14 protein-coding genes and 1 pseudogene are annotated in these 19919 nt (G+C 70.1%); 3 read left to right on the forward strand and 12 right to left on the reverse strand.

Features of this window, described 5'->3' with window-relative positions:
• Nucleotides 1-187 precede the first annotated feature (187 nt).
• From addB to trxA, 3 genes are all read left to right on the forward strand, one after another.
• Complete coding sequence (gene addB, locus AUL33_RS13235; protein WP_244492211.1) at nt 188-3283, forward strand: double-strand break repair protein AddB; 3096 nt, start codon at nt 188-190, stop codon at nt 3281-3283.
• On the forward strand, nt 3280-6918 hold the full coding sequence (gene addA / locus AUL33_RS13240; protein WP_062208747.1) for a double-strand break repair helicase AddA: 3639 nt from the start codon (nt 3280-3282) through the stop codon (nt 6916-6918). The genes addB and addA overlap by 4 nt, the downstream gene beginning before the upstream one ends.
• A 130-nt stretch (nt 6919-7048) precedes the next feature.
• Entirely contained in the window at nt 7049-7372 is a 324-nt protein-coding gene (gene trxA / locus AUL33_RS13245) for a thioredoxin (protein WP_062208750.1), read from the forward strand.
• 505 nt (nt 7373-7877) lie between these two features.
• Here trxA and AUL33_RS13250 read toward each other — a convergent pair.
• The 12 genes and pseudogenes from AUL33_RS13250 to AUL33_RS13305 all read right to left on the reverse strand — a co-directional run bounded on the left by AUL33_RS13250 (nt 7878) and on the right by AUL33_RS13305 (nt 19777).
• Nucleotides 7878-9218, reverse strand: a complete 1341-nt coding sequence (locus tag AUL33_RS13250; protein ID WP_062208753.1) for a folylpolyglutamate synthase/dihydrofolate synthase family protein — start codon at nt 9216-9218, stop codon at nt 7878-7880.
• Between the two features lie 33 nt (nt 9219-9251).
• Complete coding sequence (gene accD / locus AUL33_RS13255) at nt 9252-10166, reverse strand: acetyl-CoA carboxylase, carboxyltransferase subunit beta (protein ID WP_062208755.1); 915 nt, start codon at nt 10164-10166, stop codon at nt 9252-9254.
• A 94-nt stretch (nt 10167-10260) separates the two neighbouring features.
• Nucleotides 10261-11088, reverse strand: coding sequence for a tryptophan synthase subunit alpha (gene trpA / locus AUL33_RS13260; RefSeq protein WP_062208758.1), 828 nt, complete (start codon nt 11086-11088; stop codon nt 10261-10263).
• 126 nt (nt 11089-11214) lie between these two features.
• Nucleotides 11215-12438, reverse strand: coding sequence for a tryptophan synthase subunit beta (gene trpB / locus AUL33_RS13265; RefSeq protein WP_062208762.1), 1224 nt, complete (start codon nt 12436-12438; stop codon nt 11215-11217).
• The gene (locus tag AUL33_RS13270) at nt 12435-13172 is read right to left on the reverse strand and encodes a phosphoribosylanthranilate isomerase (RefSeq protein WP_082652576.1); all 738 of its coding nucleotides are present in this window, start codon (nt 13170-13172) and stop codon (nt 12435-12437) included. The genes trpB and AUL33_RS13270 overlap by 4 nt, the downstream gene beginning before the upstream one ends.
• A 118-nt stretch (nt 13173-13290) precedes the next feature.
• On the reverse strand, nt 13291-14061 hold the full coding sequence (locus AUL33_RS13275) for a M48 family metallopeptidase (protein WP_244492213.1): 771 nt from the start codon (nt 14059-14061) through the stop codon (nt 13291-13293).
• A 246-nt stretch (nt 14062-14307) separates the two neighbouring features.
• Complete coding sequence (locus AUL33_RS13280; RefSeq protein ID WP_062208764.1) at nt 14308-14748, reverse strand: DUF2852 domain-containing protein; 441 nt, start codon at nt 14746-14748, stop codon at nt 14308-14310.
• Between the two features lie 709 nt (nt 14749-15457).
• Nucleotides 15458-16678, reverse strand: a pseudogene (locus AUL33_RS13285) (polyhydroxyalkanoate depolymerase); the annotation flags it as partial.
• A gap of 256 nt (nt 16679-16934) precedes the next feature.
• Nucleotides 16935-17516 carry a GNAT family N-acetyltransferase gene (locus tag AUL33_RS13290; protein WP_062208768.1) on the reverse strand — a complete coding sequence of 194 codons (582 nt, stop codon included), beginning with the start codon at nt 17514-17516 and terminating at the stop codon, nt 16935-16937.
• Complete coding sequence (locus AUL33_RS13295; RefSeq protein ID WP_062208771.1) at nt 17513-17809, reverse strand: DUF1330 domain-containing protein; 297 nt, start codon at nt 17807-17809, stop codon at nt 17513-17515. The genes AUL33_RS13290 and AUL33_RS13295 overlap by 4 nt, the downstream gene beginning before the upstream one ends.
• Nucleotides 17810-17831: 22 nt before the next feature.
• Nucleotides 17832-18566 carry an orotidine-5'-phosphate decarboxylase gene (gene pyrF / locus AUL33_RS13300; RefSeq protein WP_062208774.1) on the reverse strand — a complete coding sequence of 245 codons (735 nt, stop codon included), beginning with the start codon at nt 18564-18566 and terminating at the stop codon, nt 17832-17834.
• On the reverse strand, nt 18563-19777 hold the full coding sequence (locus tag AUL33_RS13305) for a PAS domain-containing protein (RefSeq protein WP_062208777.1): 1215 nt from the start codon (nt 19775-19777) through the stop codon (nt 18563-18565). Before AUL33_RS13305 ends, pyrF begins: the two co-directional genes overlap by 4 nt.
• Nucleotides 19778-19919: the final 142 nt, after the last annotated feature.

The following is a 19919-nucleotide window of genomic DNA, read 5'->3' on the forward strand; positions in this document are numbered from 1 at the left end:
CCCGCTTCGTTTTGATCGTTGATCGGGGCGGGCCGACGGCCCGCCCCGATCAACGATGGAAGTGATGGGGTTCCAAGGGCCTCAGGCCCTTGGCGGGGTGTAGGGGCAGCGCCCCACATGCCACCCACCACCTTGGCCTTTGTGCCGCGCGGCCGCGCTCGCTAGAGTGGCGGCGATGCGATCGAATGTGTTTTCCATTTCGCCGGGCCTGCCCTTTCTTCGAACGCTGGCGCGGGGGGTGCTGGAGCGCCGGTTCCTGCCTGAGCACGAATTCGCGGCCGACCCGCTGGCGCTGGCGGGGCTGACGATCCTGGTGCCGACGCGGCGCGCGGCGCGCGCGCTCGGCACCGAGTTCACGGGGCTTCTGGGTGGACGGGCGGCGATCCTGCCGGCGATCCGCACGCTGGGCGACGCCGACGAGGCCGCGCTATTTCCGGGGCCGGGGGCGGGTCTGGTGCCGGAGATGGACGCGCTGGAGCGCCGGCTGCTGCTGGCGCGGCTGGTTCGCTTCTGGAAGGAGGAGCTGAACCGGGCGTCGCTGCGCATCCTGACGGGCGAAGAGATCGTGCTGCCGGCGTCGGCGGCGGATGCGCTGTATCTGTCGGAGGACCTGGCGGCGTTTCTCGACGAGGCGACGACGGACGAGGCCGGGCTGGTGGGTCTCGCCGGATTGGCGCCGGACCGGCTCGCGGAATGGTGGCAGCTCACCTTGCGCTTCCTGGCGATCCTGTCGGAGCAGTGGCCGGCAATCCTCGCGGAGCGCGGGCTGGAGGATGCGGCGACGCTGCGGGTGCGCTGGTTCGATGCGGAGGCCGAGCGGCTGGCGACGCGGGGGTCGCCGGGGCCGATCCTCGTGGCGGGCACCACGGCGACGGCGCCCTCGACGCTGCGCTTCCTGCGGGCGGTCGCGAACCTGCCGAACGGAGCGCTGGTGCTGCCGGGGGTGGACTGCCATCTCGACGCCGCCAGCTTCGACGCCATCGACCGGGCAAAGTCGATCGCCGCGCCCGGTCATCCGCAATACGGCATGCGGCGCATCCTGGAAGGCTTGCTGATCGACCGCCAGTCGGTGACGTCGATCACGCCGGGCGAAGGCGAGACGCTTCTGGCGCGCGAGCGGTTTTTGTCGGACGCGCTGCGCCCGGCCGAGACCACCGACCTCTGGCAGGATGCGGGCGAGCGGCACGGCGAGGAGGCGATCGACGGACTTGAGTTGATCGAGGCGGCGGACGAGCGCGAGGAGGCGCTGGCGATCACCGTTGCGATCCGCGACGCCTTGAGCGATCCCGCCGCCACCGTGGCGCTGACGACGCCGGACCGCAATCTGGCGCGCCGCGTCGTCGCCGAGCTCGAGCGCTTCGGCATCCTCGCCAACGATTCCGCCGGCCGTCCGCTCGCCAACACCGCGCCGGGCACGCTGACGCAGCTGGCGCTGCAGGTGGCGCTGGAGCCGGGCGACCCGGTGGCGATCCTGTCGCTCCTGAAGCACCCGCTGCTGCGGCTCGGCTTCACGGCGCCCGAAGCGCGCGATGCCGCCCGCACGATCGAGCTCGTGGCGCTGCGGGGCGGCACCGGCATCGCCGACGGCGCGGCGCTGGGGGCGCTGTTTCGCAGCGCGCGCGCGGCGTCGGAGGCGGAGGGCGCGCGCACGGTGCGCCCCGTCCGACTGCTCGGCCAGGCCGAGCGCGACCATGCGCAGGAGGCCGCCACCCGGCTGGAGGCGGCCTTGAGGCCGCTGACGGACCTTCGCGGCGACGGCGCGCAGGAAGTGGCCGGTTTCGCGGTCTGCCTCACCCGTGTTCTCGAAGCCTTGGCCCGCGACGACGACGACCGCCCGACCGCTCTCTATGCCGAGGAAGCGGGCACCGCGCTGCGCGACGCGCTGGCGAAACTCGTCGCCGCGCCCGAGACGGGTTTTGCCTTCCTGCCGGCGGAGCTGCCGGATGTCGTGCGGGCGCTGATGGCGGGCGAGACGGTCAGCCCGCGCGGCGGCCTGTCGCGGCGGGTCTTCGTCTGGGGCGCGCTCGAAGCGCGCTTGCAGAGCGTCGACGTGATGATCCTCGGCGGGTTGAACGAGGGCACATGGCCGCGCGCCGCTCGCTCGGATGCGTTCCTGTCGCGCATCATGCGCTCGGAGATCGCGCTCGACCCGCCGGAGCGCCGCATCGGGCTGGCCGCCCACGATCTCTGGATGGCGATGGGCTCACGCCGCGTGGTGATGGCGCGCTCGCACCGCGCGGGCGGCGCCCCGGCGATCCCCTCGCGCTGGCTGCAGCGCATCCTGACGCTCGCCGGACCGTCGGGCACGGCGCAGATGCGCGGCCTCGGCGAGACCTATCTCGCCCATGCCCGCAACCTCGACGAGGCGCCCGACGAGGCGCCGGTGCCCCGGCCCGAGCCCCGCCCGCCGGTGGAGGCGCGCCCGCGCGCAACTTCGGTTACCGAGGTCGAGACCTGGGTGCGCGACCCCTATGCCGTCTATGCCCGCCGCATCCTCAAGCTCGACCCGCTGCCCGAAATGCTGCGCGCGCCGGGTGCGGCCGAGCGCGGCAATCTATACCACGCCATCCTCCACCGCTTCGTCGCGGAAGGGGTCGACCCCGCCGCCACCGAGGCCGAGACGCAGCTTCTGGCGATCGCCCGCGAGGAGTTCGCCAGGCTGGCGCTGCCGGCCGAGGTCGAGGCGGTCTGGTGGCCGCGCATGGAGACGCTGGCGCGCAACATGATCGAATGGGAGCGCGAGCGCACGCCGAGGATCGCCGAGCGCTTCACCGAGGCGGAGGGGACGGTCGAGTTCCCCGATCTCGACATGCGCCTTCGCGGCTATGCCGACCGGATCGACCGGATGACGAACGGGGCGATCGAGATCGTCGACTACAAGACCGGCACCAGCCCGTCGGTGAAGCAGGCGCGCACGCTGCTGAGCCCCCAGCTGCCGCTGGAGGCGGCGATGGTGCGGCTCGGCGGGTTCGAGGCGGTGGCGCCCAACGCGCCCATCGGCGATCTCCTCTACGTTCGGCTGCGCGAGCGTGAGTTCTACGAGGAGCGCCTCGCCCATTCCGGCGGGCGGTCGGGCGAGCCGGTGAGCGCCGAGGATCTGGCGAGCGAGGCGTTGGCGCGCTTTCGCGCGCTCGCCGCGCAATACCGCCAGCCGGACAAGGGCTACCTGTCGCGCGCCCGACCCTTCGTCGCCGGGGATTTCTCGGGGGCCTACGACCATCTCGCCCGTGCCCGCGAATGGGCGGTCGCGGCAACCGGCGAAGACGAGGGAGCCCCGGAATGAATGTCATCCCGCCGCACGCGCTGGCGCTGGGCACCGACGAGGCGCAACGCATCGCCTCGGACCCGACGCGCTCGGTCTTCGTCGCCGCCAATGCCGGCTCGGGCAAGACGCATGTGCTGACGGAGCGCGTCGTGCGCCTGCTCCTGTCGGATGCCGATCCCTCGAAGATCCTCTGCCTCACCTACACCAAGGCCGCCGCCGCCGAGATGCAGACCCGCGTCTTCAAGCGCCTTGCCGCCTGGACCACGATGGCGGACGCGGACCTCGCCAAGGCGCTACGCGATCTCGAGCGGGCCGAGCCATCGCCCGATCGCATCCGAAAGGCCCGCCGCCTCTTCGCCCGCGCGCTGGAGACGCCGGGTGGCCTGAAGATCCAGACGATCCATGCCTTCTGCGAGGCGATCCTCCATCAGTTTCCGCTCGAGGCCAACATTCCCGGCCATTTCGAGGTGATGGACGACAGCGCCAGTTCGCTGCTTCTCGCGGAAGCGCGGCGCATGCTGATCTCCGGTGCGGTGCCGGATCCCGCCGATCCGGAGGCTGCGACGCTGGCGGAGGCCTTCGCTGAGGCCTTGATGCTCGCCGGCGAATGGGGGCTCGACGCGCTTATCGCCGAGATCGTCGCCAAGCGCGATCGCCTGCGCCGTCATCTCGATGCGGTCGGCGGGCTGGAGGGCGCCGAAGATCATCTGCGGCGTGCGCTCGGGCTTCGCGCGGACGCCAGCGAGGAGACGATCCTCGCCGGCGCGATCGACCCGCCCGGGCTGGAGGAGGACTTCCGCGAACGGCTGGCGGAGGCAGCCAGTCGTTCGACGAAGGCGACCGACAATAAGCTCGCCGCCAAGCTCCTCGCCTTCGAGAGCGCGGAGCGGCCGGCCACCCGCTTCGGGGCCCTGAAGGCGATCCTCCTCAAGGCCGATGGCGGGCGCTACAAGCCGGGCAGCATCGCCACGAAAGCGGTGGCGGACGGGTTCGAGGACCTCAGTGAGCGGCTGGAGATGGCCGCCGACTTCGTCGACGAGGCCAATGAGCGCCTCGCGACGCTGCGTCTCTACCGCGCCAGCCGTGCCGCGCTGGTGATCGCCGAGCGGCTGGAAGCCGACTATCAGGCGCTGAAGCGCCGGCGCGGGCAACTCGATTTCGAGGACCTGATCGTGCGCACCGCCGATCTTCTCCTGCGCTCGGAGGCCTCGGCCTGGGTGCATTTCAAGCTCGATCAGGGCATCGACCACGTGCTCGTCGACGAGGCGCAGGACACCAGCCCGCGGCAATGGCAGGTGGTGCGCCAGCTCGTGGAGGAATTCTTCGCCGGCGGCGCGGCGCGCCCGCGTCCGCGCACGGTCTTCGCGGTGGGCGACGAGAAGCAGTCGATCTACTCGTTCCAAGGCGCCTCGCCGGCCATGTTCTCGGGTGAACGCGCCGGCATGGAGCGGCTGGCGGCGGCCGCCGGCCTGCCCTTCTCACGCGTCGAGCTGCACCAGTCCTTTCGCTCGGTGGCCGACGTCCTCGACGCCGTCGACCGCGTCTTCACCGAACCTGCCGACCGGCGCGGCCTCACCTTCGGTGACGAGAAGCCCGTGCATGTCTCGGCGCGGGCCGGCGAGCCCGGTCTCATCGAGGTCTGGCCGGTGCTGGTGCCGGCGGCGACCGCGGCGAGCGACGACTGGCTGGCGCCGATCGATCACCAGCCGCAGTCCTCGCCCGCCAACCGCCTCGCCCGGCGCATCGCCGCGCAGATCAAGGCGTGGATCGGCCAGCCGATCCGGGTGAAGGGCGTGGAGCGCCCGCTCGGAGCCGGCGACATGCTGATCCTCGTGCGCAAGCGTTCGGGCTTCGTCGCGGCGATGGGCGCGGCGTTGCGCGAGGCCGGCATCAAGGTGGCCGGCGCCGACCGGCTGGTGATCACCGACCATATCGCGGTGCAGGACCTGATGGCGCTCGGGCGCACCGTCGCCAACAGCGAAGACGAGCTTTCGCTCGCCGCCGTCCTGAAGAGCCCGCTCTTCGGCTTCAGCGACGACGAACTGATGGCGCTCGCTCTCTCGCGCGCCACCGAGACCCGCCCCGAGCCGCTCTATCTGGCGCTCCGTCTCGTGGCGCGGGCCGGCGGCGACCGGCGGCTGCCGGACTTCCTCGGCGACGAGGCCCGCCGCATCCTGCACGAAAAGGCGCTGCTCGCCTTCGCGCGGCTGGAAGAGCTGCGCCGGCGCGCCGGCTTCGAGACCGTCTTCACCTTCTTCGCCCGGCTGCTCGGCCCCGAAGGCGGCCGCCGCCGGCTGGTGGCGCGGCTCGGGCGCGACGCGGGCGACGTGGTGGACGCCTTTCTCGATCTGGCGCTTGCCGAGGAAGAGGCCGGGCGCGGCGGGCTCGACGCCTTTCTCGCCGACCTTGCCGCCTCGCCGCCGACGATCAAGCGCGAGATGGAGCACGGGCGCGGCGAAGTCCGCATCATGACCACCCACGCCTCGAAGGGGCTGGAGGCGCCGGTGGTCTTCCTTGTCGATCCCGGCTCCGCGCCGTTCAGCCACGCCCACGGCGCCAAGCTGATCGAGTGGACGGACATGCCGGGCCTCGTGCCGGACACCCCGCCGGGCTTCCTCTGGTGCCCGGAGACGAGTCTCCGCAACGAAGTCGTGGTGGGCCTTCGCGAGATCGAGCGCGCCCGCGCCGAGGACGAGTATCGCCGGCTGCTCTATGTCGGGCTGACGCGCGCCGCCGACCGGCTGGTGGTCTGCGGCCTCGCCGGAACGCGCGGTCCCGACGAAGCCTCCTGGCTGCAGCGCGTGCAGGCCGCGCTCGGCCCGGCCGCCAGCGAGATCCGCGACCGCGAGACGGACGAACTCCTGGCGCTCCGCCTCGGCACCGATCCGTCGCGTGACAAGCTGGCGGCCACCCTGCCGGATGCTTTGCCGGCTTATCGCGCGATCGATCTGTCACCGCTCCCGGCCGAACCGCTGCCGCCGCGCCCGCTGTCGCCGTCCTCGGCGGGCGGGGCGCATCGGATCGAGGCGCTGGGCGACGCCGAGCCGTTGCCACGCCCGACCGGCGACGCGGCCTCGCCGGTGCTGGGCGCATCGACCAAGCCCGGTCCGGCCCTGCGCCGGGGCTTGCTCGTCCACCGCCTGCTGCAGGTTTTGCCGGATCTCCCCGCAAAGGACCGGGCAGCGGCGGCGCAAGACTACCTCGCAGCGCTCGGCGACTTTCTCACTGTCGCCGAGCGTGAGCGGGTGATCGCACAGGTCCTCACCATCCTCGATGCCCCCGCCTTCGCGCCCTTCTTCGCACCGGGCAGCCGCGCGGAAGTGGCGATCTCCGGCCGGATCGCGCTCGCCGGCCATCCCTATCTTGTCACCGGCACGATCGACCGTCTGGCGGCGGGCGAGGCCACGGTGCGGATCCTCGACTACAAGACCAACCGGCCGCCGCCGCTGACGCTGGACGAGGTGCCCGAGCCCTATCTCCTGCAGCTCTCGCTCTACCGCGAGCTGGTGCGCCCGCTCTATCCCGGCCGCGAGGTCGCAGCGGCGCTGCTCTTCACCGAAGGGCCGCACCTGATCGAGGTGCCGGCCGCCCGCCTCGACGCCGCATTGGTGGCGCGCGAGGCCCGAGCCGCGTCGGGCCAGGGCACGGCTTGAAGACGAGCGCCCTGCCATCTACCTATGAGCGGACGTCCGGTGCCGGCGATCGCCGTCGGCAGCCGAATCGACAACAGGACCCCCAGAGCCGAGGCGCCACGCGCCGAGCGGCTCGCGAACGGAGCCAACCATGGCCACGAAGAAGACCGACAACAGCAATTTCCAGGCCGACGTGCTCGAGGCTTCGAAGCCCGTCGTCGTCGATTTCTGGGCGGAATGGTGCGGCCCCTGCAAGATGATCGCTCCGAGCCTCGAGGAAATCTCGGAAGAGATGGCCGGCATCGACGTGGTGAAGGTCAATATCGACGAGAACCCGGATCTCGCCGCCAAGTTCGGCGTCCGCTCGATCCCGACGCTGATGCTCTTCAAGGACGGCGAGCAGGCCTCCGTCCAGGTCGGCGCCGCCCCGAAGTCGAAGCTCGTCGCCTGGATCAACTCCAACGTCGCAGCCTGACGGCTTCGACGATTGAATGAAGAAAGCCCGCGACGAGCGATCGTCGCGGGCTTTTTCCTGAGCGAATGGTGGTTGGGCGGGGCGGGATTGTCGGAGCGTGCCTTTGGTGGGGCGTCTGCCAACGGAGCTCGGGCCGGTTGATGGGCCCGACGGCTCAGGCCCGTTGATCCGCAGTTCGCCGGCAAGGCAGCTGCCCCGGCGTCGAAGGATCGTCGGCTCCCACTCCGATCCCTTTCCATCTCGTCATCCCGGACTTGATCCGGGATCCATGCCCAAGCGTTTCCAGGTCTTCCACCGGCCAGGACAAGCGTACCCCGAACGGCGGTGACGAGCGACGCGGCATGGATCCCGGCTCGGGGGCCGGGATGACGAAACTGAAAGGGTGGCGCCTGGAGGGGCGGCGCTCCACCGAACGCCGCGTTGGCAGGCCGCATGGCCGCATCGGTCCGCTCTAGCCGGTAGCCCCCGGCGGCCTGCGCGCTTCATAGCGCAGCCAGCCCGCACCTCAGCGCGGCGCCAGGCGGCTGTCGCGCAGCACCTCGCCTGCCAGATACAGCGAGCCGCAGACGAGGAAGCGGGGTGCGGGCGTGGAGCGCCAGCCCGTCGAAACCAGCCGGATCGCCTGCGCCACGCTCTCGCAGGGCTCGGCGTCGAGACCGGCTTGCGAGGCGGCGTCGGCGAGGTCGTCGGGGCTCATGCCGGAATCGGAGGAGAGGATCGGCACCGCGAAGACGTGCCGCGCCATGCCCGCGAAGGCCTCGAAGAAGCCCACGGGCTCCTTCGTCGTCAACATGCCCGCGATCAGGAAGAGCGGCCGCTGGACGCGGTCCTCCATGTCGGCAAGCGTCTCGGCGATGACGACACCGGCGCCGGGATTGTGCCCGCCGTCAAGCCAGAGTTCGGAACCCTCCACCGCCAGATCGAAGAGCGGGCCGGAGGTGATGCGCTGCAGGCGGCCCGGCCACTCCACCTGGAGGACGCCGCGCTCGATCGCGGCCGGCGCGGGGTCGAAGCCTCCGGTGCGCAGCGCCGCGATGGCGGTGGCGGCATTGCCGATCTGGTGGCGCCCGGGAAGCCGGGGCATGGGCAGGTCGAGCAGCCCGCGCTCGTCCTGATAGACGAGCCGGCCGCGCTCGGTGAAGGCGAAGAAGTCCTCGCCGTAGACCATCGTCCTTTTGCGCGTGCGCTCGGCCTGCCGCTTGAGAACGTCGAGCGCGGCGGGCTCGGATTGTGGTCCGATCACCACGGGCACGCCCGGCTTGAAGATGCCGGCCTTCTCGGCGGCGACGAGTTCCACCCGGTCGCCGAGATAGGCCTGATGATCGAGGGAGATCGCGGTGACGACGCTGACCGCCGGCTGCTCGATGACGTTGGTGGCGTCGAACCGACCGCCGAGGCCGACTTCGAGGAGCACCGCGTCGGCGGGCTGTTCGGAAAACAGGAGAAAGGTCACGGCCGTCAGCAGCTCGAAGACGGTGATCGCCTCCTCGCCATTGGCGTCCGCGACGCGCCGCATCGCCTCCGCCAGCATCGCATCGGAGACGAGGCGACCGGGCCCGCCTGCGGGGTCGGCAAGGCGATAGCGCTCGTGCCAGTCGACGAGATGGGGCGAGGTGTGGACATGGACGCCGCGGCCCATGGCCTCGAGGATCGCGCGCGAAAAGGCGATCGTGGAGCCCTTGCCGTTGGTGCCGGCGACGTGGATCGTCGGGGGCATCTTCGTCTGCGGCTCGCCGAGGCTCGTCAGCAGGCGCCGGATCCGGTCGAGCTTCAGGTCGAAGCCCTTCGGGTGGCGGGCGAGGAGCTTGCCGATCTCGGCATCGGCAAGGCTGGTTGGCGCGGTCACGGGCGGCAAGCTTTCGCGGAGGGAAGCCGAGGCTCAGGCCGCCTCGGCTTCGCTTTCGTCGGTGATGAGGCCGGCGGGCTCTACCGCGGCAATGTCGCTCTTCGTCAGCACCTTGAGGAGACGGGCGATCGTCTCCTTCAGCTCGTGCCGGTGCACGACCATGTCCACCATGCCGTGCTCCATCAGGTATTCGGAGCGCTGGAAGCCCTCGGGCAGCTTCTCGCGAATGGTCTGCTCGATGACGCGCGGGCCGGCGAAGCCGATGAGCGCGCCGGGTTCGGCGATGTGGACGTCGCCGAGCATGGCGTAGGAGGCGGTGACGCCGCCGGTGGTCGGATTGGTCAGGACGACGATGTAGGGAAGTCCGGCATCCTTCACCATCTCAACCGCCACAGTGGTGCGCGGCAGCTGCATGAGCGAGAGGATGCCCTCCTGCATGCGCGCGCCGCCCGAAGAGGCGAAGAGCACGAGCGGGCGCTTGCGGTCCACCGCCGTCTCGGCGGCGGTGACGATGGCCTCGCCCGCCGCCATGCCGAGCGAGCCGCCCATGAAGGAGAAGTCCTGCACCGCCGCGACGATCGGCAGGCGCTCGATCTCGCCGCAGGCCACGAGCACGGAATCCTCCATGCCGGTCTTGGCGCGCGAATCCTTCAGCCGGTCGACATAGCGGCGCTCGTCTCGGAACTTCAGGGGATCGACGGGCACCTTGTCGAGTTCGATCTCCTCGAAGACGCCGTTGTCGAGGAACGTCGTCAACCGGTCGCGCGCGCCGATGCGCATGTGGAAGTTCGACGAGGGAATGACGAACTGGTTGGCCTCGAGGTCCTTGTGGAACACCATCTCGCCCGTCTCCGGGCACTTGATCCAGAGGTTCTCCGGCACCTCGCGCGGCTGCTGGCCGAGAAGCGAGGAGATCTTCGGACGGACGTAGTTGGTGATCCAGTTCATGGCGGAGCGGTCCTTCACGGCCAAATCGGACGGGAGCCCCGCGCGCCGGTCGGCGTCGGCGGGGCCACCTTGAGGAAAACAGATGGCGGCGCGCTCAGGCCGCCGCAAGCTTGATGCGCGACAGGCCGCCGGCGATCTCGCGCACCAGCGCCGAGACCGCCTCGACCTGTGCCTCTCGGCCGCCCTCGTGCGCGCCCTCGATGGCGGCGACGAGCGCCGAGCCGACGACGACGCCATCGGCATGGCGGCCGATCGCCTCGGCCTGCTCGGCCGTGCGCACGCCGAAGCCGACGCAGACCGGCAGCGCGGTCTGGCTTTTGATGCGCGCCACGGCGGCCGAAACGAGCGAGGCATCGGGCGCGGCGGAGCCGGTGATGCCGTTGATCGACACGTAGTAGACGAAGCCCGACGTGTTGCGCAGCACGACGGGTAAGCGCTTCTCGTCGGTGGTGGGGGTGGCGAGACGGATGAAGTTGAGCCCGCCCTCGATCGCCGGCAGGCAGAGCTCGCCGTCCATTTCGGGCGGCAGGTCGACGACGATCAGCCCGTCGACGCCCGCCTGCTTCGCATCGGCCACGAATCGCTCGACCCCGTAGATGAAGACCGGGTTGAAGTAGCCCATGAGGATCACCGGCGTCGCCGCGTCGTCCTCGCGAAAGCGGCGGACGGTGTCGAGCGTCTTGCCCAGCGTGTGTCCGCTGGTCAGCGCCCGCAGGCCGGCGCGCTGGATCGCCGGGCCGTCGGCCATCGGATCGGAGAAGGGCATGCCGAGTTCGATCAGGTCGGCGCCGGCCGCCGGCAGCGCCTTCATCACGGCGAGCGCGGTCTCGGTGTCGGGATCGCCCGCCATCACGAAGGTCACGAGCGCCGGGCGCCCCTCGCGCTTCAGCGCCTCGAACCGCGTCTCGATGCGTGTGGTCATGGGGTCGGCCTTCGGCTGCGAAAAGGAAGGGGCCTTGCCGGCCGCGTCCGCGGTTTGGAGGATCGTCTCGAAGGCCCTGCGATACAGGGCGGGCCGGCGCGACTCAAGCGTCGCGCCGCCGGTGCCTCAGATGTCCATGCCCATCATCGCGGCGATGGTGTTGACGTCCTTGTCGCCGCGCCCCGAAAGGCAGAGGACGACGGACTGGTCGCGGCCCATCGTCGGCGCGATCTTGGCGACATGGGCCAGGCCATGGGCCGATTCCAACGCGGGGATGATGCCCTCGAGACGAGTGCAGAGGTGGAAGGCCTCCACCGCCTCCTTGTCGGTCACCGGCACGTAGCAGACGCGGCCGGTGTCGCGCAGCCAGGCATGCTCTGGGCCGACGCCGGGATAGTCGAGGCCGGCCGAGATCGAGTGGCCTTCGAGGATCTGACCGTCGGCGTCCTGCAGGAGGTAGGTGCGGTTGCCGTGGAGGACGCCGGGGCGCCCGCCGCTCATCGAGGCGGCATGGCCGTTCTCGACATCGATGCCATGACCGCCGGCCTCGGCGCCGTAGATGGCGACCGTGGGATCGTCGAGGAAGGCACGGAACATGCCGATGGCGTTGGAGCCGCCGCCCACGCACGCGACCACGGCATCGGGCAGCGCGCCGGTCTGATCGAGCATCTGGGCGCGCGTCTCGTCGCCGATGATCTGCTGGAAGTCGCGGACCATGGCGGGATAGGGATGCGGGCCGGCGGCGGTGCCGATGAGATAGTAGGTGTCGGCGACATTGGTGACCCAGTCGCGCAGCGCCTCGTTCATCGCGTCCTTCAGCGTGCCCGCGCCCGACGTCACGGCGCGAACCTCGGCGCCGAGCATCTTCATGCGAACGACGTTGGGCTTCTGGCGCTCGACGTCGGTGGCGCCCATGAAGACGACGCAGGGCAGGCCGAAGCGGGCGCAGACCGTGGCGGTGGCGACGCCGTGCTGGCCGGCGCCGGTCTCGGCGATGATGCGTGTCTTGCCCATGCGGCGGGCGAGCAGGATCTGGCCCAGGCAGTTGTTGATCTTGTGCGAGCCGGTATGGTTCAGCTCCTCGCGCTTGAACCAGACCTTGGCGCCGCCGAAATGCTCGGTCAGCCGCTCGGCGAAGTAGAGCGGGCTCGGGCGGCCGGTGTAGTGAACCTGCAGGTCTGCGAGCTCGGCCTGGAAAGCCTCGTCGGTCTTGGCCGCCTTGTAGGCCGCCTCGAGGTCGAGAATGATCGGCATGAGCGTCTCGGCGACGAACCGCCCGCCGAACTGGCCGAAGCGGCCGTCGTCGTCGGGGCCCATGCGGAAGGAGTTGGGGGTCGGAATCTCGTTCATGCGGATTGCCGTTCCTGCAAGGGGTGATCGGGCCGGCCGTCGTCAGCCGTCGGGACGGGAGCGCGTTCCGCGCCGGTTTGTTCCAGGGTGAGGGCCGCATCGACCGCGTCGAACAGACGGTGCACCAGCCCAGCATCCTTCACGCCGGGCGCGCTCTCGACCCCGGAGGAGACATCGAGCCCGCGCGGGCGGATGCGCCGCACGGCGTCGGCGATGTTGTCGGGATTGATGCCGCCCGACAGCACGAAGTCGCGGTCCTCGCCGAGTGCATCCAGCATCGTCCAGTCGAAGGCAACGCCGTTGCCGCCCGGCAGAACCGAACCCTTCGGACGCTTGGCGTCGAGAAGAATGCGATCGGCAACCGCGCGGAAGGACGCGACCGCGTCGAGATCGGCTGCCGTCGCGACCGAGATCGCCTTCATGATCGACAGGCCGCTGGAGGCCGCGATCTCGGCGACGCGCGCCACGGATTCAGACCCATGAAGTTGCAGCGTGTCCGGCCGCACCCGCGCGGCGATGCGCGCCACCAGCTCGTCGGAGGGATCGACGGTCACCACCGTCACCGCGGCGCGCCCGCCGACATGGGCGCGCAGACGGATCATGTCCTCGATCGACAGGTGGCGCGGGCTCGGCTGGAAGTGCACGAGGCCGATTTCCGTGCAGCCACGGCTGAGCACCGCGTCGATCAACGCTTCGCTCTTCAGTCCGCAGATCTTGATATGCGGTCGTATCACGCGCTCAGTCCGTCGTCGTTTCGTTATGTCGTGAAGAGCCGACCTTATCGCCCCGGAATGCGGCGGGGACAAGCCGAAAGTGCCGGAAGGGCCGTTGGTCGCGGGCCGGTCGCGCTCGTCAGTCGAAGCGAAACCGGTGCAGGCTGGATCCCTCGCTCTTCAGCCAGGCCCGGCCGCGGTCCATGTCGGGGCAGAGGTCGCGGCAGAGCGTCCAGAAGCGGTCGCCGTGGTTCATCTCCTTGAGATGCGCCACCTCGTGCGCTGCGAGATAGTCGAGCGCGAAGGGCGGCGCCATCACGATGCGCCAGGAAAAGGCGAGCCGCCGGTCCTGCGTGCACGAGCCCCAGCGGCTCACCGTGTCCTTCAGCACCATAGCACGGGGGCTGAGCCCCAGCGTGGCGGCATGCCGGGCGACGGCGCGCTCCAGATCGGCGCGCGCCTCGCGCTTCAGCGCATCGCGCACCCGGCGGGCGAAATGCGCGGGCTCGCCGCCGACCGTCAGCTGCGCGAGGCCCGGCCCCCTCGCCTCCCACAGCGCGCCGCGGCGTTTGGGGTCGTGTTCGAGGCGCAGCGTCCCGCCGCGAAACGGCAGGTCGAGGCCCGGCGCGACGGTGTCGAGCGGTGCGGCTGCGGCGAGGCGCTCGTTCACCCAGCCGACATGGCGATCGAGGAACGCGGCGACGAGTTTGGGCGAGACACGGGCCGGCACGGTCAGCCGCACCGCCGCGCCGCCGGGCGCCAGCCGCATGACGATGCGCTTGGCGGTGGCGTGCGGGCGCACGATCACGGGCAGGCTGCGCCCGCCGAGATCGATCGTGTCGGGAAAGCGGGCCGCAGGCGTGCGCGGCGAGACGAGACGGCGAAGGAGCGTCGGCAGGAGAGGCTTCACGGGTTCGCAGGAAACAACGAGGGTTGGCGGCAGCGGGTCGATGCGAGGTCGATGATGATGTCGGTCTCGAGACGCTCATGCGCCGGACCACGACAGGGTCCCTCCGCTTCTAGCGCCAAAGCCGGGCGCCGTCTTCACCGGATGCTCGGGAGCCGGCTCCCCCGCCCGCCCGACATGCAAAGAACCGCCGACCCAGGGGTCGACGGCTCTTGCGTGTCAGGTCGAGAAGCCCGCTGCGGCGGGCGATCAGTGGGCGTTCACCATCTCGGCGTCGACGACGTCGTTGCCGCGGCGGTTGCGCGAGCGGTCCGACATGAAGCGGTCGAACTCTTCCTGGTCCTTGGCGCGGCGCAGTTCGCGGGCGTAGGACTCGAACTCGGCGCTCGCCTCGTTCAGGCGGCGACGCTCCTCGTCGAGGCGCTTCAGCTCGGCGTCGCGCCAGTCGTCGAAGGCGACGTTGCCGGTCCGCTCGGTGGCGAAGGGCGTGCGCGCGCCCGAGCGACGGAAGCCCGCCATCACCCGGTCGGTGGTGCGGTTCACGTCGCGGCGGAAGATTTCGAGGCGGTCGCCCCAGAGGATGTAGGCGAGAACGGCGAGGCCGAGCGGCCAATAGGCCATGAAGCCGAGCACCATCAGCGCGATGGTGGCGGGCGTCCAGGCGGGGCGAATCAAAGCTTGCGACGTCATGTGTCGTGGTTCCGTCAATCGAAGCCCATGGGAAGCGGGCAAGGATCCCGTGATTCGAGATGGGATCGACGAACGGAGCGTTCAACGGAGGGATGCGTTTCATGATCGCGCGACGAGGAGACCGCGCGATCACGATGATGGATGAAGCCGTCCGGCGTCAGCGCTTGCGGCGCGGGCGCGTCGCCGCCTTCACCAGCTTCGGGCTGCCCTTGATCGTGGGGGCAGACGTCGCAGCGGCTCCTAGGAAACCTTCCGGCAGGATCGAGGGCACCGGCTCGGCGCCGTCCGCCAGCGCCGTCTGGAGATCGGCCAGCGTGATCGGGATCGCGCCGTCCGCATGCGGCTCCAGCACCGGCGGCACCAGGGCGGTATCGGCTTCCAGCGCGGCGTCGGCGGGCTCGAAGGACACCGATGCGTCCATGACCTCGGCAGGCTCGTGGGTCTCGATTGCCTCGTCAGGAACAGGCGTTTCGGCTTCCGGGTCTTCAGGAACAGGCGTTTTAGCTTCGACTTCGACGATGAACGCTTCGGGCGTGGGTTCCGACGGGACCTCCGCCGCCACCTGGGGCTCGCTCGGGGCGACGAAGACGGTCGGCTGCGTCGGTGCAGCGTCCAGCGCCTCGGGCGGCTGGAGCGTGGCGTCGTGGGTCTCGGCCGAGAGATCCGGCACCGGCACGAGCGGCGCCTGCGCCGCGTCGCGCTTGCCGCCATGCGTCAGCGCGAAGTCGACGATGCGCGGCGCGATCTCGGCGCGGAAGCGCGAGCCGTTGAAGACGCCGTAATGGCCGACCTTGGGCTGCATGTAGTGGACGCGCATGTCGTCGGGCAGCGCGGTGCAGAGCGTCTGCGCGGCCTGCGTCTGGCCGACGCCGGAAATGTCGTCGTTCTCGCCCTCGACGGTGAGGAGCGCGGTGCGCCGGATCTTGCCCATGTCGAGGCGGTGGCCACGATGGGTGATCTCGCCCTTGGGCAGCGAGTGCTTGATGAAGACCTCGTCCACCGTCTGCAGGTAGAACTCGGCGGTGAGATCCATCACCGCGTTGTACTCGTCGTAGAAGGTGCGATGCTTCTCGGCGGAGTCGCCGTCGTCCTTCACCAGATGGACGAAGAAGTCCTTGTGGGCGATGAGGTGCCGGTCGAGGTTCATCGACATGAAGCCGGTGAGCTGCAGGAAGCCGGGATAGACGTCGCGCATGAAGCCGGGCTGCGGGAACGGCACCTTCATGATGACGTTCTGGCGGAACCAGTCGATGCCCTTTTCCTCGGCCAGCCGGTTGACGCCGGTCGGGTTGATCCGCGTGTCGATCGGCCCGCCCATCAGCGTCATCGTGGCCGGCGAGCAGGGATCCTCGTCCTCCTCCATCCGCGCCACCGCCATCATGACCGGCACCGCCGGCTGGCAGACGCCGATCACATGCGTGTCGGGACCAAGGAAGCGCAGCATCTCGATGACGTAGTCGACATAGTCGTCGAGGTCGAAGCGCCCGGCCGCGACCGGCACCATGCGCGCATCCTGCCAGTCGGTGATGTGGACGTCGCCGTAAGGCAGCAGCGCCTCGACGGTGCCGCGCAGCAGCGTCGCGTAGTGGCCCGACATCGGCGCGACGATGAGGAAGCGCGGGTCGGCGCGCCGTCCGGCGGGCAGCTCCCGCTCGAAATGCAGGAGCCGGCCGAAGGGCTTCTCCCAGACCACCTTGTCGATGACGGGAACGCGCATGCCGTCGACGAACGTGTCGTGCAGGCCCCATTCCGGCTTGGCGTAGACGCGGGTCGAACGCTCGAAGACCTCGGCCATCGCGGCGACGGTGCGACCCATATCGGTATGCGAGAGCGGGTTCAGCGGGTTCTGGTAGAGCGCGCGCGTCGCATCGGCCACGGCGCGAAGCGGTGCCATAACCGCATGATTCCATTCGTAAAATGCGTACAACATGCACTCCCACGTCTTGATTGGCGGGACGTTCGAACTCGGCATACCGCAGCGCAAGATGGCAGATTTCGCCTGCGCCGCAAGATGGGGGTCCCAGTCGCGCGGGGTTCGGGTCGTCGGATGCCGGGCGAAGCGGGCGCTTCGTTCGGAAAGGGTCTCGGGCATTGGCACACGAAGCGGACACGCTTCGTCGTCGGACACGGCGGACACAACAAAGACCTAGGGCCCATCCGGCGAACCGATGTTCGCAGGATGGGCCCTAGAGCCAGCGGATCATGACGCACCGCCGGTCGGGGCTCACGCCCTCCGGCAATTCCGCCATGAAGCGCTGGTGCAGGGCTGGTGTGAGATCGTCGGGCGAAACGCTTAAGAATCCGCGCTTGGCGTAGAACAGTTCGTTGAAGGCAACGCCGCGCGCCGTCGAAAGTCCCACGGCGCGGTGAAAAAACCAGCCGGCTCGTCGCTCCACCGCGGCCAGAAGCGCCGAACCGACACCGCGGCGCCCGTGTGCAGGATCGACCGAGAGTTCCGACAGCCAGTAGCAGCCGGCCCCCTCGCCGTCCTCGCCGCCCGCGCCCGCAATCGAGGCGAGGTCGGCGGCGGCGGCGAAGCCCACCGGTCCGCCGCCCTTTTCCTCTGCGACGAAGATCTCGTGGCGCAGGAGAAACGGCACGAAGCGATCGAGCGGCACCGGGTCGGCGCTGGCGATATGCCCGGCCTCGACGAGCAGACGCCCGGCCGCCGCATCGATGCGCTGCAACGCCTCGGCCTCGCCGGGCTCCATCATGCGGATGCGGTAGCCTTGCGGCGCCATGCCCTTGAACGCCTTGCGGCCGCTCACGCGGTCTCGACGCCCTCGACGATGAGGAGATCGGCCTCCGACACCTCCTGCCGGATCGCCATGCCCGCCCGGTACTCCTCGGACTGATAGCAGGCGAGCGCGGCTTCCATCGAAGGGAACTCGATCACCACGTTGCGGGCGCGGGACTTGCCTTCGAGATCGCGGAACGGGCCGCCGCGGGCGAGGAACCTGGCGCCATAACGCTCCATCGCGGGTGCGGCGGTCGAGACGTAGTCCTTGTAGCGCTCGGGGTCGCTGACATCGACATGGGCGATCCAGTAGGCCTTCGGCATCCGACGTCTCCTGTGCGTGTGATCAGGACAAGATAGGCGCCGGGTGGGCCGCTTCCATCTCGGCGAGGATGGCGCGGGCCGCCGCCAGCGGATCGGCCGCCTCGATGACGGGCCGCGCCACCACGAGGTGGCTGGCGCCGGCCTCGAGCGCGGCGCGCGGCGTCATCACGCGGGTCTGGTCGCCGAGCGCGGCGCCGGCCGGGCGAATGCCGGGGGTGACGATCGAGAGACCCGGACCGACGATGGCGCGAATGCGATGGGCTTCCGCCGCCGAGGCGACGATCCCGCCGATGCCGGCCTCCACCGCCTGATGCGTGCGCCGCTCGACGAGTTCGGCGGCGCTTTCCGCATGGCCCATCGCGCGCAGGTCGTCCTCGCCCAGCGAGGTCAGGACGGTGACGGCGAGCACGGTGAGGCCGGAGCCCTCGGCGCCCTTGGCGGCGGCGCGCATCACCTGCGGGGTGGCATGCACCGTGGTCATCGCGACGCCGAGCTTGGCAATGCTCTCGACGCCCTTTTCCACGGTGTTGCCGATGTCGTGGAGCTTGAGGTCGAGAAAGACCTGCTTGCCCATGCGCACGAGCTCGCCGACGAAGTCGAGACCGCCGGCAAAGCCGAGCTGGTAGCCGACCTTGTAGAAGCGGACGGTGTCGCCGAGCTGCGAGACGAGCGCCTCGGCTTGGCTGCGCGAGGACACGTCGAGGCCGACGATGAGGCGGTCGGCCGCCTCGAGGGGGAGAAGGCTGGGAGCGGTCATTCGTCCTTCGGGATATCGACGGTCACGGTGGTGCCGACCGTATCGGAATTCAGATCGATGCGCGCGTCGAGACCGCGCACGAGCGAGGTGACGATGCGACCGCCGAGGCCGCCCCGCTGACTTGGGGGCAAGCGGGGCCCGTCCACCGCCCCCTCGCCCGCCTGCGTCCGCGCCTCGCAGTCCGGTGCGGTGGTCATCGCGTCCGCAAGCTGGCGGGCGACGTTGCCCTCGGCGGGAAGCTGCACGGCCTCGCCGACGCTCTGGTCGGACCCGGCCTCGCGCACGCCATAGGGCCAGGCCGCGCCGGCGGGCAGGCCGACGCCGTCGTCGGTCACGGTCATCCGGATGACGCCCGAGGACAGCATCTTCAGCCGCGCCTCGACGAGCCCCTCCTCGCGCCCCTCGAACGCGTGCTTGAGGGCGTTGGTGAGAAGTTCGGAGAAGAGGAGCCCGACGCGCGCGGCCCGCTCGACGCTGACCTCAATCGCGTCGCAATCGACGTTGACGCGCACAGAGCGGCGGCCATCGAGATAGCCGATGGTGGAGGCGATGCGGCTGATATAGGCGCCGAGCGGGATCTGCTGCGAGCGCGCCGAGCCGACGCCGGCTTCCGTCATCTCCTGGTAGAGGAGCTGCAGGCTCTCGATGCGCCGGGCCAGCGCATTGAAGGCGTCGGCGCTGGTGTTGGCGCGCGACTGCATGCGGATCATGCCGATGATCATCGCCAGATGGTTCTTCACCCGGTGCTGGATCTCGCCGAGCGCCGCATCCGGCGCCTCGCCGTTCGCACCCGCGCCGCTCTCGGCCAGTTCGCCGCCGAGTTCGCGCTGCACGCCGAGGAAGCATTGCAGCTTCTCCTGCGCGTCATAGAGCGGCGTGATCATCAGCCGGTTGAGAAACTTCGTGCCGTCCGCGCGGTAGTTCACGAGGTCGACCGTCACGTCCTCCTCGGCCCGCAGCGCCTCGCCGATCCGGCGGACGGTCGCCTCGTCGGTCTCCGGCCCCTGCAGGAAGCGGCAATTGCGCCCGATCGTGGCCTCCACGGCATAGCCGCTCATCCGCGCGAAGGCCTGATTGGCGTAGACGATCGGATTGTCGTCGAGATGCGGGTTGGTCAGCACGAGGGCGAGCGGCACCTTCGCGAGCGCCGCGGCGGTCATGCCGTCGGGCATGCCGACGCCGGCGGTCGTCTCGACATCCTGATGACCCATGCCGTCCCCTTGCGCCGCGATGGTCGCGGTCCTTCAGCTTCACGTGTCCGGTGGGCGCACCCCGGCGCGTCACGTCCGAGCGCATACCATGTTGGCCCCATCCCCATGCGACACGCATCCTGCCGCGCGATTTTGTCGCGCG

This window comes from Aureimonas sp. AU12 (assembly GCF_001463705.1).
GTDB lineage: Bacteria > Pseudomonadota > Alphaproteobacteria > Rhizobiales > Rhizobiaceae > Aureimonas.

Excerpts from the sequence above, each read along its gene's own strand:
- trxA (WP_062208750.1), top strand. The coding sequence starts at position 7,049 with ATGGCCACGAAGAAGACCGACAACAGCAATTTCCAGGCCGACGTGCTC.
- pyrF (WP_062208774.1), bottom strand. The coding sequence starts at position 18,566 with ATGACCGCTCCCAGCCTTCTCCCCCTCGAGGCGGCCGACCGCCTCATC.
- AUL33_RS13295 (WP_062208771.1), bottom strand. The coding sequence starts at position 17,809 with ATGCCGAAGGCCTACTGGATCGCCCATGTCGATGTCAGCGACCCCGAG.
- accD (WP_062208755.1), bottom strand. The coding sequence starts at position 10,166 with ATGAACTGGATCACCAACTACGTCCGTCCGAAGATCTCCTCGCTTCTC.
- trpA (WP_062208758.1), bottom strand. The coding sequence starts at position 11,088 with ATGACCACACGCATCGAGACGCGGTTCGAGGCGCTGAAGCGCGAGGGG.
- addA (WP_062208747.1), top strand. The coding sequence starts at position 3,280 with ATGAATGTCATCCCGCCGCACGCGCTGGCGCTGGGCACCGACGAGGCG.
- trpB (WP_062208762.1), bottom strand. The coding sequence starts at position 12,438 with ATGAACGAGATTCCGACCCCCAACTCCTTCCGCATGGGCCCCGACGAC.
- AUL33_RS13280 (WP_062208764.1), bottom strand. The coding sequence starts at position 14,748 with ATGACGTCGCAAGCTTTGATTCGCCCCGCCTGGACGCCCGCCACCATC.
- AUL33_RS13305 (WP_062208777.1), bottom strand. The coding sequence starts at position 19,777 with ATGGGTCATCAGGATGTCGAGACGACCGCCGGCGTCGGCATGCCCGAC.